Source organism: Actinoplanes octamycinicus, assembly GCF_014205225.1.
In the GTDB taxonomy this organism is placed as follows: Bacteria; Actinomycetota; Actinomycetes; order Mycobacteriales; family Micromonosporaceae; genus Actinoplanes; species Actinoplanes octamycinicus.
On the sequence record NZ_JACHNB010000001.1, the window covers coordinates 9,813,991 to 9,826,866 of the forward strand.

Annotated in this window: 11 protein-coding genes; 2 read left to right on the forward strand and 9 right to left on the reverse strand. The window is 70.3% G+C overall.

Features of this window, described 5'->3' with window-relative positions:
• Positions 1–251: 251 nt before the first annotated feature.
• Both BJY16_RS44550 and aroC read right to left on the reverse strand, forming a co-directional pair.
• Positions 252–755 carry a shikimate kinase gene (locus BJY16_RS44550; protein ID WP_185045726.1) on the reverse strand — a complete coding sequence of 168 codons (504 nt, stop codon included), beginning with the start codon at positions 753–755 and terminating at the stop codon, positions 252–254.
• On the reverse strand, positions 755–1,933 hold the full coding sequence (gene aroC, locus BJY16_RS44555) for a chorismate synthase (RefSeq protein WP_185045727.1): 1,179 nt from the start codon (positions 1,931–1,933) through the stop codon (positions 755–757). The genes BJY16_RS44550 and aroC overlap by 1 nt, the downstream gene beginning before the upstream one ends.
• Before the next feature lie 190 nt (positions 1,934–2,123).
• On the opposite strand from aroC, the gene BJY16_RS44560 reads away from it, so the two are divergent.
• Both BJY16_RS44560 and BJY16_RS44565 read left to right on the forward strand, forming a co-directional pair.
• Entirely contained in the window at positions 2,124–3,404 is a 1,281-nt protein-coding gene (locus tag BJY16_RS44560) for a multidrug effflux MFS transporter (RefSeq protein WP_373873419.1), read from the forward strand.
• Positions 3,405–3,929: 525 nt separating this feature from the next.
• Positions 3,930–5,108: an IS110 family RNA-guided transposase gene (locus BJY16_RS44565; RefSeq protein ID WP_185038372.1), complete on the forward strand. Its 1,179-nt coding sequence runs from the start codon at positions 3,930–3,932 to the stop codon at positions 5,106–5,108.
• A gap of 71 nt (positions 5,109–5,179) precedes the next feature.
• Here the strand turns inward: BJY16_RS44565 and BJY16_RS44570 are convergent, their stop codons facing one another.
• From BJY16_RS44570 to BJY16_RS44600, 7 genes are all read right to left on the reverse strand, one after another.
• On the reverse strand, positions 5,180–6,043 hold the full coding sequence (locus tag BJY16_RS44570; RefSeq protein ID WP_185045728.1) for a shikimate dehydrogenase: 864 nt from the start codon (positions 6,041–6,043) through the stop codon (positions 5,180–5,182).
• Positions 6,044–6,146: 103 nt separating this feature from the next.
• On the reverse strand, positions 6,147–7,337 hold the full coding sequence (mltG, locus tag BJY16_RS44575; protein WP_185045729.1) for an endolytic transglycosylase MltG: 1,191 nt from the start codon (positions 7,335–7,337) through the stop codon (positions 6,147–6,149).
• Positions 7,338–7,479: 142 nt separating this feature from the next.
• On the reverse strand, positions 7,480–8,670 hold the full coding sequence (gene mltG, locus BJY16_RS44580) for an endolytic transglycosylase MltG (RefSeq protein ID WP_185045730.1): 1,191 nt from the start codon (positions 8,668–8,670) through the stop codon (positions 7,480–7,482).
• Positions 8,671–9,132, reverse strand: a complete 462-nt coding sequence (gene ruvX, locus BJY16_RS44585) for a Holliday junction resolvase RuvX (protein ID WP_185045731.1) — start codon at positions 9,130–9,132, stop codon at positions 8,671–8,673.
• Between the two features lie 236 nt (positions 9,133–9,368).
• Positions 9,369–12,050: an alanine--tRNA ligase gene (alaS, locus tag BJY16_RS44590; protein ID WP_185045732.1), complete on the reverse strand. Its 2,682-nt coding sequence runs from the start codon at positions 12,048–12,050 to the stop codon at positions 9,369–9,371.
• Complete coding sequence (locus BJY16_RS44595) at positions 12,047–12,337, reverse strand: hypothetical protein (RefSeq protein ID WP_185045733.1); 291 nt, start codon at positions 12,335–12,337, stop codon at positions 12,047–12,049. The genes alaS and BJY16_RS44595 overlap by 4 nt, the downstream gene beginning before the upstream one ends.
• A gap of 13 nt (positions 12,338–12,350) precedes the next feature.
• Positions 12,351–12,800 carry a DUF948 domain-containing protein gene (locus tag BJY16_RS44600; protein WP_185045734.1) on the reverse strand — a complete coding sequence of 150 codons (450 nt, stop codon included), beginning with the start codon at positions 12,798–12,800 and terminating at the stop codon, positions 12,351–12,353.
• Positions 12,801–12,876 lie beyond the last annotated feature (76 nt).

Here is a 12,876-nt window from a genome sequence, read left to right on the forward strand (position 1 = left end):
GTCACCCTATCCGCGCGGTGCTTCCACTCTCGCCCCGCACGCCCAGGTTCCGCCAGGTGGGCACCGTGCCCCGGTCCCGGCTGGGCGTCAGGGGTCCCTCAGAGCCGCCGAGACACCCCGGAGAACCAGCCCGGGCCGGCAGCCTCGCACCGCCCGGACCCGGCTGGGTGTCAGGGGTCTCTCCAAGCCGCCGAGACACCCCTCACCACCAGCCGAGGCTCGGCACCACGGCGCCGCCCGAACCCGGCTGATCAGGCCCGCAGCAGCGCGGCGACCTCGGGGGCGATCTCCGCCGGCTCCCGGCCGTCCGTGCTCACCGTGTGAGTGGCGACCTCGGTGTAGAGCGGCCGCCGCTGCTCCAGCAGGAACTTCATCGTCGCGCGCGGGTTCATCGCCAGCAGCGGACGGCCGGCGCCCAGGCCGACCCGCTTGATCGCGTCGGCGAGCTCGACCGACAGGAACACCACGGTCTGCTCCCTCAGCAGTTTCCGGGTGGACTCGTCCATGATCGCGCCGCCGCCGAGGGCGAGCACCCCGTCGAAGGCGGCCAGCGACTCGGCCACCACCGTGCGCTCCAGGGCGCGGAAGGCCGGCTCGCCGTCCTCGACGAAGATGTCCGGGATCGGTTTGCCCGCCCGCTGCTCGATGATCGTGTCCGTGTCGGCGAAGCCGACGCCCAGGGCGGCCGCGACCGCCTCGCCGACCGTCGTCTTGCCGGCGCCGGGCGGGCCGACCAGGACCGCGACCGGCGCCATCAGCGGATCACCAGGGCGTCGAGGTAGGACGCCAGGTTGCGGCGGATCTCGGCGACCGAGTCGCCGCCGAACTTCTCGGTCGCCGCCTCGGCCAGCACCAGGGCCACCATCGCCTCGGCGACCACCGCGCCGGCCGGCACGGCGCAGACGTCGGAGCGCTGGTTGATCGCGGTGGCCGGCTCGCCGGTGGTGATGTCGATGGTCTGCAGCGCCCGGTTCAGCGAGGAGATCGGCTTGAGCGCGGCGCGCACCCGCAGCGGCTCGCCGTTGGTGATGCCCCCCTCCAGGCCGCCGGCCCGGTCGGTGACCCGCTTGACCCCGTCCGCGGTCGGCACGATCTCGTCGTGTGCGACCGAGCCGCGCGAACGGGCCTGGGTGAAGCCGTCACCGATCTCCACACCCTTGACCGACTGGATCGACATCAGCGCGGTGGCCAGCCGGGCGTCCAGCTTGCGGTCCCACTGGACGTGCGAGCCCAGGCCGGGCGGGATCTGGTAGGCCAGCACCTCGACGATGCCGCCGAGCGTGTCGGCGTCCTTCTTCGCGGCGTCGACCTCGGCGACCATCCGGGCGCTGGCCTCCGGGTCGAGGCAGCGCAGCGGGTCGGCGTCGATCCGGTCGAAGTCGTCCGGCGTCGGGATCAGCCCGGACTTGGCGGCGACCGAGCCCAGCTCGATCACGTGCGAGACGATCTCGATGCCCAGCGCCTGCTTGATCAGCTGCTTGGCGACCACGCCGACGGCGACCCGGGCGGCGGTCTCCCGGGCGCTGGCGCGCTCCAGGATCGGCCGGGCGTCGGTGTGCCCGTACTTCTGCATGCCGGCCAGGTCGGCGTGCCCGGGGCGGGGGCGGGTCAGCGGCGCGTTGCGGGACTGCTGGGCCAGCACGTCCGGGTCGACCGGGTCGGCCGACATGACCGTCTCCCACTTGGGCCACTCGGTGTTGCCCACCCGGATCGCGACCGGGCTGCCCAGGGTGAGCCCGTGCCGGACGCCGCCGATGAACTCGACCTCGTCCTGCTCGAACTTCATCCGGGCGCCGCGCCCGTAACCCAGGCGGCGGCGGACGAGGTCACGGGTGATGTCCGCGCTCGTCACCTCGATCCCGGCGGGGACACCCTCGAGCAGCGCGACGAGCGCCGGTCCGTGCGATTCACCTGCAGTAAGCCAGCGCAGCATGGCTGAAGTCTAGAGACGCGGCGGGCACGGCCTCACGGGAGGCACGCGGATCCCGCTCTCCGGACGCCCCTTCAAGATCAAGACCAGCCTCGCGTACGGCCGGAGCACCCGTCCCACCGCGGAGTGTGACGGCGGTTACCAATCCTGACCGGCTGGAAGATCCGGCGTGGCCGGCGACTTGTCACCGGATGTGGCCGAGACTCGAAATCTGACCCTGTCCGACGCCGGCCTCACTCCCGGTGAGCTGCTGCCGATGGGCCGCCGCTTCCGGATCGTGCTGGTGCTGGGCTTCCTCACCGCGCTCGGCCCGCTCACCATCGACATGTACCTGCCCTCGCTGCCCGCGATCACCACCGACCTGCACGCCGGTGCCGCCGCGGTGCAGCTCACCCTGACCGGCACGCTGCTCGGCCTGGCGTTCGGCCAACTGCTGGTCGGCCCGCTCTCCGACGCGATGGGACGGCGCGTCCCGCTGCTCGCCGGCATCGCGGTGCATGTGCTCGCCTCGGTGTTGTGCGTGCTCGCGCCGAACCTGGCCGTGCTCGGCACGCTCCGGGTGATCCAGGGCCTGGGCGCGGCGGCCGCCGCGGTGGTCGCGATGGCGATGGTCCGTGACCTGTTCGACGGGATGGCCGCGGCGCGGCTCTTCTCCCGGCTGATGCTGGTGGTCGGGGTGGCGCCGATCCTGGCGCCGACGATCGGCGGCCTGGTGCTGAACTGGGCGTCCTGGCGCGGGGTCTTCGTGGTGCTCGCCGTCGCCGGGCTGGCGATCATGGGGGCGGCCGCGCTGGTGCTGCCGGAGACGCTGCCCCGCGAGCGGCGCCGCGACGGCGGGGTGCTGGGCACCGTCCGGGACTACGGCCGCCTGTTCACCGACCGGGTCTACGTCGGCCTGATCCTGGTGGCCGGGCTCGCGATGGCGGCGCTGATCGCGTACGTGAGCGGCTCGTCCTTCGTCTTCCAGGACGAATATCAGCTGAGCGAGCAGCAGTTCGCCCTGATCTTCGCGAGCGGCGCGATCGGCCTGATCGGCGCCACCCAGTGCAACGTGCTGCTGCTGCGCCGCTGGACCGCCCAGCGGATCCTGGCCGGGTCGCTGCTCGCCGGCCTCGGCTTCGGCCTGCTCCTGCTGCTCACCGCGGCGACCGGTCTGGGCGGCCTGCTCGGCGTGCTGGTCCCGCTCTGGCTGGTGCTGGCCACGGTCGGCCTGATCATGCCGAACGCGCCGGCGCTCGCCCTGTCCCGGCACGGCGAGGCAGCCGGCACCGCGGCGGCCCTGCTCGGCGCCGTGCAGTTCGGCGTCGGCGCCCTCGCCGCCCCACTGGTCGGCGTGCTCGGCGTCGGCGCGGTCGCGATGGCGATCGTGGTCGTTGCCGGCATGCTCGCCGCCACCGCGGTCGGCTTCCTGGTCGTCCGCCCCCACCGCCTGCCCGCCGACCACACCTCACCACCGGTCACCGTCGTCCACTGACGTCTCCGACCGCGGGTACGCACCGCCGTCCGGCTGGCTGTCAGAGGTCTCTCACAGCACGTGAGGCACCCCTGACAGCCAGCCGGACGGCCGCGATACGCGCTGCGGACCGGACCGCGGCGTGCCTCGCGGCAGTGCCCACGGATCAGCGCGCTCACGCACCCTGGCAACCGGCGCGCTCCGCACCGCGGCCTGACCCGCTGGTGTTGATCTCCGGAACCACCCGCGGACAGTGCAGGAGGCAGCGATCGCCCTGGACGCGCCAGCGGCCAGATCGCTGCCTCCGGCCCGCGCTACTTAAAGAGAATTGATGTACGACCGCGGCCCGGCCAGGCTTGGTCGAGGTGATCGGTAGGGATTCTCAGGCCCGCGCTGCCCACTCAGATGGCGGGGTGTGGCTTTCTCCCGGCTTGAACCCTGCCGGTCACCGTGGCGCGGAGTGGCTTGAGAGGGGTTTGCCCAGCTGTAAGTAGCGATGCCCTCCCGCCGGCGTTGTGTGCTGCGACGACGGGAAGGTTACCGACGATGGGTCAGCTGATCATTGGGGTCGATCCGCACAAGCGGTCCGCGACGATCGAGATCATCAACGAGCGTGAACAGGTACTGGCCCGCGGTAGGTACGGCACCGACACCGGCGGCTACCAGCAGCTGCTCGCTGCCGGCCGCCGTCACGCCGGCCGGGTGTGGGCGGTCGAGGGCTGTAACGGCATCGGCCGGCACCTGGCCCAGCGGCTGGTCGCCGACGGCGAAACCGTGCTGGACGTCCCGGCGAAACTCGCCGCGAAAGCCCGCAACTTCGACACCGGCCACGGCCGCAAAACCGACGGTCACGACGCCCACCACATCGCCGTGACAGCGCTACGCACCCCGGGCCTGCACCAGGTTCGTGCCGACGGCGCCACCGTCGCGCTGCGGCTGCTGGCCGACCGCCGCGACCAGCTCGGCGCCACCCGCACCGAGACCATCAACCGGCTGCACCAGCTACTGCTCGAACTGATCCCCGGCGGCGCGAAGAAGAACCTGACCACCGACCAGGCCCGCACCCTGCTCGAACGCGTCAGCGTCCCGGCCGGCGACATCGTCACCGCCACCCGCTATCAGCTGGCCGGCGACCTGGTCGACGAGCTCACCACCCTGGACACCAAGATCAAAGCAGCCAACCGGCAGCTGACGACCGTGCTGGCCGCCACCGGCACCCAGCTGACCAGCCTCAACGGCATCGGCCCCTCCGGCGCCGCCCGCCTGCTCGGCGACATCGGCGACATCCACCGCTTCCCGACCCGCGGACACTTCGCCACCTGGAACGGCACCGCCCCCATCGACGTGTCCTCCGGCGACCATCACCATCACCGGCTCAACCGGGCCGGGAACCGGCGCATCAACCGGGTCCTGCACATCATGGTCATCACCCAGCTCCGCTACGACACCCCCGCACGCGCCTATTACCAGCACAAACGCGCCGAAGGCAAAACCGCGATGGAAGCCATGCGAGCGTTGAAACGACGCCTGTCCGACACCGTCTACCGACAAATGATCAAAGACGCGGCAGCCGCAACAACCCCGGCGACGGATCCGGGAGGACACACGGGGGCGACTCGAAACTCCAGCGCGGCCGACCCAAACCCCAAGATCGACACTTCGGAAAAGTCACAACCCGGACCCGCCAACCACCACCCTAAAACATCCCCCACACCAACCCCTTGACAGAGGGGTGCCGGGAGCATGCGATCCGCACCCCGCTGGGCCCGCGTATATGAAGATCTTGAAGGTGATCCTCAGCGATTCCGGGCGGCCTCGTCGAGGGCGGTGCGCATCGCGTCCTCCGGCGCCTGCGTGCCGGTGAACTGCTCGAACTGGCTGAGTGCCTGGGCCAGCAGCAGGTCCAGGCCGGAGACCACGGCCAGGCCGGCGGCGGTCGCCGAGGCGGCCAGCGGGGTCGGCCACGGGTCGTAGAGCGCGTCGAACAGGACCGTCCCGGGGTGCCAGGTGACGTCGGCGGCCAGGTGGTCGGCGGCGCCCTTGGGCACCGTGGAGATCACCGCCTGGGCGTCGAAGGCGGCCGGGGCATCCGCCCAGTCGGCGCCCTCCAGTTTGAGCCCGAGCGCGCCGGCGACCGGCTCCAGCTCGGCCCGCGCCTCCGGGCGGCGGGTGACCACGGTGACCACCTCGGCGCCCAGCTCGGCCGCGGCGGCCAGTGCGGCCCGCGCGGTGCCGCCCCCGCCGAGCACGGTGACCCGGGGCGGCGCCTCCTTGACCGCGTGCCGGCCGGTGCTCACGCCGAGCCCGGCCTCCCGCAGCACCCGGACCATGCCGGGGATGTCGGTGTTGTCGGCGTGCCAGCCGCCGTCCGGCTGCCGCACCAGCGTGTTCGCCACGCCGGCGGCGATCGCGGCCGGGGTGGCCGAGGTGGCCAGCTTGAGCGCGGCCTCCTTGAGCGGCATGGTCAGCGACAGCCCGGCCCACTCCGGGCCGAACCCGGCGACCAGGTCGGGCAGCTCCGACTCGGCGCACTCGATCGCCTCGTAGCTCCAGCCGGTGAGCCCGGCGGCGGCGAACCCGGCCCGGTGGATCACCGGGGAGAGCGAGTGGGCGATCGGCTTGCCGAGGACTGCCGCTCGGCGCGAGCTGGTGGTCTGCACAGCGGTCCGTCCTTGTCCTCGTCGAAGGGTCGCCGCCGATTTTACGGAACCGGCCGGCCGGCACGACGCTGCCCGCGCCGCGCCGGATGTGCCACCTGCCGGCTCAGCAGAGCGGGATGCCGTTCTTGCAGGCGAGCTGGGTGTTCCGGACGTGGTCCTCGCCGGTCTTGCCGTAGGCCATCGTGCCCTTGGTGTCGATGCTGATGAAGTAGTAGTACGGGAAGTTGTTGGTCGGGTTCATCGCGCCCTTGAGCGCCACCTCGCCCGGGTTGCCGATCGGCCCCGGCGGCAGGCCCGACTTGTCGTGCGTGTTGTACGGGTTGTTCGGGTTGTGCAGGTCGGCCTGGGTCAGCTTCTCGGACGGCTTGACCTTCTTGCCGGTGATCCGCAGCCAGTAGTTGACCGTGCTGTCCAGCCCGAGGCACTTGCAGTCGAAGTCCCCGTACGCCCGGTTGTAGATCACCCGGGACACCTTGGCCATGTCGACGTCCTTGAGCGCCTCGGCCTGCGCGATCGACGCCACGATCAGCGCCTGGTAGGGCGAGATCCCGCCGCGGGTCTTCTGCACCGTGGCGACGAACTCCAGCCGCTCCATCTCGGCGTTGAAGTTCGCGATGATCGCCTTGAGCACCCCGGTGGCGTCCGCTCGCGGCGACAGCTCGTAGGTCGCCGGGTAGAGGAAGCCCTCGATGTCGGTCTTGTCGACCTTCTTGCCGTCGGTCCGGGTGAACCAGGACTCGTCGACGCCGAGCCCGATGGGGTTCTTCGCCGCCTTCTCGAACTCGGCGACCGGGATCTTGGTGGCTTCCGACAGCTTCTGGAAGGTCTGCTGGTAGGACAGCCCCTCCGGCAGGGTGACCTTGGTGACCCAGCGGCTCTTCGGGTCGAGCAGCGCGGCGAGGGCGTCGCTCGCCTTCATCTCGACCCGCAGCTTGTACCACCCGGCCTGGATGTTCTTGCTGCGGTTGTTGTCCTTGGCGGCGCCGGTGAACGCGTCGACCGAGGCGACCACCTTCTGCTGCACCAGCGTGGTGCCGATGTCGGTGGCCGACTGCCCGGACTTGATCTCGACGATCGCCTCGGCGCCGCCCGGTCCCGGGTAGTCGTCGTCGACGAAGAAACCCTTCACCTTGCTGTACGCGTACCACCCGCCGCCGGCCAGCAGGCCGAGCAGGACCAGGCTCATGAAGAACGCGACCGCCGAGCGCCCGCCCCGGCCCCGGGCACGGCGCCGTGTCTCGGCCGGTCTCGCCTGTTCCTCTTCCTCCAGCACCGCATCGAGATCGTCAAGCATTTCTGCCTCCGCTGCGCGTCCAGCATCCAGGCCCCCGGCTGGAACTACGACGCGAAGGGTGCCACGGATCGACCTCCGGCGCTACCTCAGCACAACGGCCGGCCGGGATTCCCCGGCCGGCCGTCGATGCCGTGTCAACCCGTCACCCGCAGATCGGAATACCGTTCTTGCAGGCGATTTGCTTGTTCTTCTCATGGTCGTCGTTGGTCTTGCCGTACGCCATGGTGCCCTTTTTATCAATCGTCACGAAGAAGAAGTTCTGGCTCTTCGGAGCGGTGATCGCACCCTTCAGGGCCACCTCGCCGGGATTGCTGATCGGGCCGACCGCCATCCCCTTGACGTCATAGCTGTACGGATTCTTCGGGTCGTGCAGCTCGGAGGCGAGCAGCTTCTCCGAGGCCTTCGCGTCCTTCCCGCTGATCCGCAGCCAGTAGTTCACCGTGCTGTCCAGCTGCAGGCAGCCACACGGGAAGGTGCCGAGGTAGGCGCGGTTGTAGAGCACCCGCGCCACCGGCCCCATGTCCTCCGGCAGCAGCGCCTCCACCTGCGCGATCGAGCCGGCGACCAGCGCCTCGTACGGCGAGATGTGCAGCTTGCTGGTCGCCTGGTTGGCGAAGTCCAGCTCCTTCATCTCCGCGTTGAAGTGCGCGACCATCGTCTGCAGGATCTTGGTGGCGTCGGCGTCCTTCGGGAACTCGTAGGTCGCCGGGTACAGGAAGCCCTCGATGTTGGTCTTGTCGACCTTCTTGCCGTCCTGCCGCTTGAACCACAGCGCCGGCACACCCAGCTTCTGCGGGTCCTTCGACACCTTCTTGAACTCGGCCACCGGGATCTTCGTCGCCTGCGAGAGCTTGTCGAAGATCTGCAGCGAGATCAGGCCCTCCGGGATGGTGACCTTGGTGACGTTCTTGTTCTTCAGATCGAGCAGCGCGGTCAGCGCGTCGGCGGCCTTCATCTCCTTGCGGAGCAGGTACGATCCGACCTGAATGTCCTTGCTTTTCGGGTTCTCCTTGGCGGCGTCGACGAACGCCGCGGCGCTCTTCACCACACCCAGGGTGTAAAGGGTGTTGGCGATCGCCGTCGCGCTGTCGCCGGACTTCACCTCGACGACCACCGAACCGGTCCCCGGACCGGGGTAATCCTCGGCCGAGAAGAAGCCCTTCACCTTGCTGATCCCGAAGTAGGCCCCGCCGCCGAGCGCGCCGAGCAGCACGATGACCAGGGTCAGCGTGAGCAGGGTGCGACCGCGGCCACCGCCTTTCCGCTTGCGGTGCCGCCATCGGCCCGGGTCCTCGCCGGCCCCTTCGAACGCGTTATCCAACTCGTCGATCAATTAAGTCTGCCTCCGCTGCGCGTCCAGCCAGCCCTGCAGGATTTCCACGGCGGCCGCCTGATCGACGACCGCACGCTGCCGACGCCCACGGACGCCCCGCTCGCTCAGCCTACGGCTGGCGACCACGGTCGACATCCGCTCGTCGGAGAGCACGACCGGCCGCGGCGCGAGCACCCCGGCGAGCCGTTCCGCGTACGCCCGGACGTGGCCGGCCGCCACGCCCTCCCGCCCGTTCAGCGCGACCGGGAGCCCGACGACGATCTCGATCGCCTCGTGCTCGTCGGCCAGCCGGGCCAGCTCCGCCAGGTCGGTGGGGAGCTTGTCCTCGCCGGCCTGCTGGTCCCGGGCCACGGTCGCCACCGGACTGGCCAGGATCCCGTCCGGATCGCACTTGGCGACCCCGACGCGCACCTGTCCGACGTCCACCCCGAGGCGCACCCCCCGGGTGAAGCCGTGCGTCACGCTCTCTCCCTGCACACCAGCAACCCGCGTCTCCTTGTCCCCGGCCAAGTCATTCGAAAGGCGCGGGAGCCGTTAATCAACGAAAGTCCATGAATGGCTCCCGATCGCGGGCAAAGCTTAACCGCTTCGCCCGCCGATACGCGGGCCCCCTCTGCCGCCGCTGAGAATTCTCAAGAAAAAGGAAAGGATCCGTCGCACTGTGCGACGGATCCTTTACCGGAACACACTCAGCCGATTCAGTTCGCCTCGGCCAGCGCCTTCTCGATCGAGGCGAGCAGGTTCGGCGCCTCGGCCGCCGGCACGCCGCCGCCCTGCGCCAGGTCGGCGTTGCCGCCACCCCGGCCGGACAGCGCGCCCTTGACCAGGTCACCCGCCGACAGCCCGCGGCTCTTCGCGGCCGCGTTGATCGCCACGATCAGCGTCGCCTTGCCCCCCGAGCGCGCGGTCACCGCGACCACCGCCGGACGGGCCGGGTCGAACTTGCCGCGGATGTCCTGGGCCAGCGTGCGCACGTCGTTGCCGCCCGCGCCCTCCGGCGCCTCGGTGCCGACGAACGCCACGCCGCGCAGGTCCTTCGCCTGGTCGACCAGCGCGCCCGCGCCGGCCAGCACCATCTGCGCCCGCAGCTTCTCCAGCTCCTTCTCCGCGTCGCGCAGCGCCGTGACGGTCTGCTCGACCCGGTCGGCGACCTGGTCGCCGGGCACCCGGAACAGGTCGGCCAGCCGGGACACCAGCAGGTGCTCCTTGGCCAGGAAGCCGAACGCGTCGATGCCGACCAGCGCCTCGACCCGGCGCACCCCGGAGCCGATCGACGACTCGGTGAGGATCTTCACCAGGCCGAGCTGGCCGGACCGGGACACGTGGGTGCCACCGCACAGCTCGCGGGCGTAGTCGCCGACCTCGACGACCCGGACCTCGTCGCCGTACTTCTCGCCGAACAGCGCCATCGCGCCCAGCCGGCGCGCCTCCTCCTGCGAGGTGATGAACGCGTGCACCTCGAGGTCCCGCAGCAGCACCTCGTTGATCTGCTGCTCGACGTCGAAGAGCACCGACGGGTTGACCGCGCCCGGAGTGTGGAAGTCGAACCGCAGCCGGCCCGGCGCGTTCAGCGAACCCGCCTGGGTGGCCGACTCGCCGAGGAAGTTGCGCATGGTCTGGTGGACCAGGTGGGTCGCGGTGTGCGACCGGGAGATCGCCTTCCGGCGGGTCACGTCGATCTCGGCGAGCCCGCTCTCACCGGCGCGCACCTCGCCCTGGACGACCCGCGCCTTGTGCACGATCAGGCCGGGGATCGGCTGCTGGACGTCGAAGACCTCGAGCCGGCCGCCGCCCACCTTGATCAGACCGGTGTCCGGCTGCTGGCCGCCGCCCTCCGCGTAGAACGGGGTGGTGTCCAGCACCAGCTCGATGGTCTCGCCCTCACCGGCGACCTCGACCCGGCCCTTGGTGCCGATCAGCGCCCGGACCCGGGACTCGCGGGTGATCTCCTGGTAGCCGGTGAACTCGACCGCGCCACCGGCGTCCAGCGCCGACCGGTACGCCGACAGGTCCGCGTGGCCGGTCTTGCGCGCCGCCGCGTCCGCCTTCGCCGCCTTCCGCTGCTCGGTCATGAGCCGGCGGAAGCCCTCCTGGTCGACCTCCAGGCCCTGCTCCTGCGCGATCTCCAGGGTCAGATCGATCGGGAAACCGTACGTGTCGTGCAGCTTGAACGCCTGGTCGCCGGAGAGCTGCGTCTTGTTGGCGGCGCGCGTCTCGGTGATCGCGGTGTCCAGGATCGTGGTGCCCGCCTTCAGGGTGGCGAGGAACGCGTCCTCCTCCGCGTACGCGTACGTGGAGATCCGCCCGAACTCCTCGGCCAGCTCCGGGTACGACGGCGACATGCAGTCCCGCGCGATCGGCAGCAGCTCGGGCAGCGCCGCGCCCTGCCAGCCGAGCAGGCGGATCGACCGGATCGCCCGGCGCATGATCCGGCGCAGCACGTAGCCGCGGCCCTCGTTGGACGGGACGATGCCGTCGCCGATCAGCATCAGCGCGGTGCGCACGTGGTCGGCGATCACCCGCAGGCGTACGTCGTCGGGGTGGCTCTGGTTCGCCGCGTGCCCGGAGTGCGCGCCGTACTTCTTGCCGGTCATCTCGGCCGCGCGGGCCAGGATCGGGCGCACCTCGTCGATCTCGTACAGGTTGTCGACGCCCTGCAGGATCGAGGCGATCCGCTCCAGGCCCATGCCGGTGTCGATGTTCTGCTTCGGCAGGTCACCGACGATCGTGAACTCCTCCTTGGATTTCACGTCGGTGATCTCGTGCTGCATGAAGACCAGGTTCCAGAACTCCAGGTACCGGTCCTCGTCGACCTCCGGGCCGCCCTCCTTGCCGTACTCCGGGCCGCGGTCGTAGTACAGCTCCGAGCACGGGCCGGCCGGGCCGGGGATGCCCATCGACCAGAAGTTGTCCTTCTTGCCGCGGCGCACGATCCGCTCCGCGGGCAGGCCGGTCTGCTTCCAGATCTCGATGGCCTCGTCGTCGTCCAGGTAGACGGTCGCCCAGATCTTCTCCGGGTCGAGGCCGAAACCACCCTGCTCGACCGGCTTGGTGGACAGCTCCCAGGCCAGCGGGATGGCGCCCGCCTTGAAGTAGTCGCCGAACGAGAAGTTGCCGTTCATCTGGAAGAACGTGCCGTGCCGGCTGGTCTTGCCGACCTCGTCGATGTCCGGGGTCCGGATGCACTTCTGCACGCTCGCCGCCCGCTGGTACGGCGGGGTGCGCTGGCCCAGGAAGAACGGCACGAACTGCACCATGCCGGCGTTGATGAACAGCAGGTTCGGGTCGTCGATGGCCGGCAGCGGGGCACTCGGGACCACCGTGTGCCCGTTCGCCTCGAAATGCGCCAGAAAGCGCCGCTTGACTTCCGCCGTCTTCATCGGTACCCCTCCTGCGAACCGGGCTGCGCGTCATCCCGCAGCTCGGCGAATTTGTCCTCGTACAGCTCCCCCGCGGCGAACGCCTCGTGGATCTGCTGTTCCCGCTCGGCCATGCCGTCGCGGACGTCCTCCACGAAGTTACGCATCGACTCGACGAGCCCGCCAGCGGATTGCGAGAGCGACGTGGCGATCCCCGTCGGGGTGAATTCCTCGGCCTTCTGCGTGAGCTTGCGCACGATGAGGGCGCCGACGGCCAGACCGACACCGAGCCAGAGCAGGCGTTTCATAGCGGCGATCCTCTCAGCGACCGGCGCGGCGGCGCCGCTTGATCTCGGTGCGGACCTCGCGGTCCTCCTCGGCGGCCCGGCGGGCGGCGGTGGCCTTGCGCAGGCCGTACCCGAACGAGGCCACCTTGACCAGCGGGTTCGCGGCGGCGGCGGAGACCACGGTGGTCAGGTTCGCGATGTTCGCGGTGACGTTCTGCGCGTGCTCGGTCATCGTGTCGACCTTGGCCAGCTGCAGGTTCACGCCGTCCAAAGAGACCTGAACCTGGCCGAGCGCGGTGTTCACATTCTCCACCGTGGTGTTCACGTTGCCGAGCAGCGGCCCGGTGCGGTCGGTCACCTCATTGATCGCCCGGGTGGCGGCATCGACGGTGCGGCCCAGCTTCAGGATCGGGAAGGCCAGCACGACGACGAGCATCAGGAAGGCGCCCGCCGCGATCAGACCAGCGATTTCTCCGGCGTCCATGTAGCGCGTCTCCTCTTCGGGTGGTCACGGTAACGGCGGGGACAACGTGCAGACCCTACCGTCCGTGACCACCGCC

Coding starts and splice junctions, on each gene's coding strand:
- BJY16_RS44550 (WP_185045726.1), bottom strand. CDS start 755: ATGGCGCCGGTCGCGGTCCTGGTCGGCCCGCCCGGCGCCGGCAAGACG.
- aroC (WP_185045727.1), bottom strand. CDS start 1,933: ATGCTGCGCTGGCTTACTGCAGGTGAATCGCACGGACCGGCGCTCGTC.
- BJY16_RS44565 (WP_185038372.1), top strand. CDS start 3,930: ATGGGTCAGCTGATCATTGGGGTCGATCCGCACAAGCGGTCCGCGACG.
- mltG (WP_185045729.1), bottom strand. CDS start 7,337: ATGCTTGACGATCTCGATGCGGTGCTGGAGGAAGAGGAACAGGCGAGA.
- alaS (WP_185045732.1), bottom strand. CDS start 12,050: ATGAAGACGGCGGAAGTCAAGCGGCGCTTTCTGGCGCATTTCGAGGCG.
- BJY16_RS44595 (WP_185045733.1), bottom strand. CDS start 12,337: ATGAAACGCCTGCTCTGGCTCGGTGTCGGTCTGGCCGTCGGCGCCCTC.
- BJY16_RS44600 (WP_185045734.1), bottom strand. CDS start 12,800: ATGGACGCCGGAGAAATCGCTGGTCTGATCGCGGCGGGCGCCTTCCTG.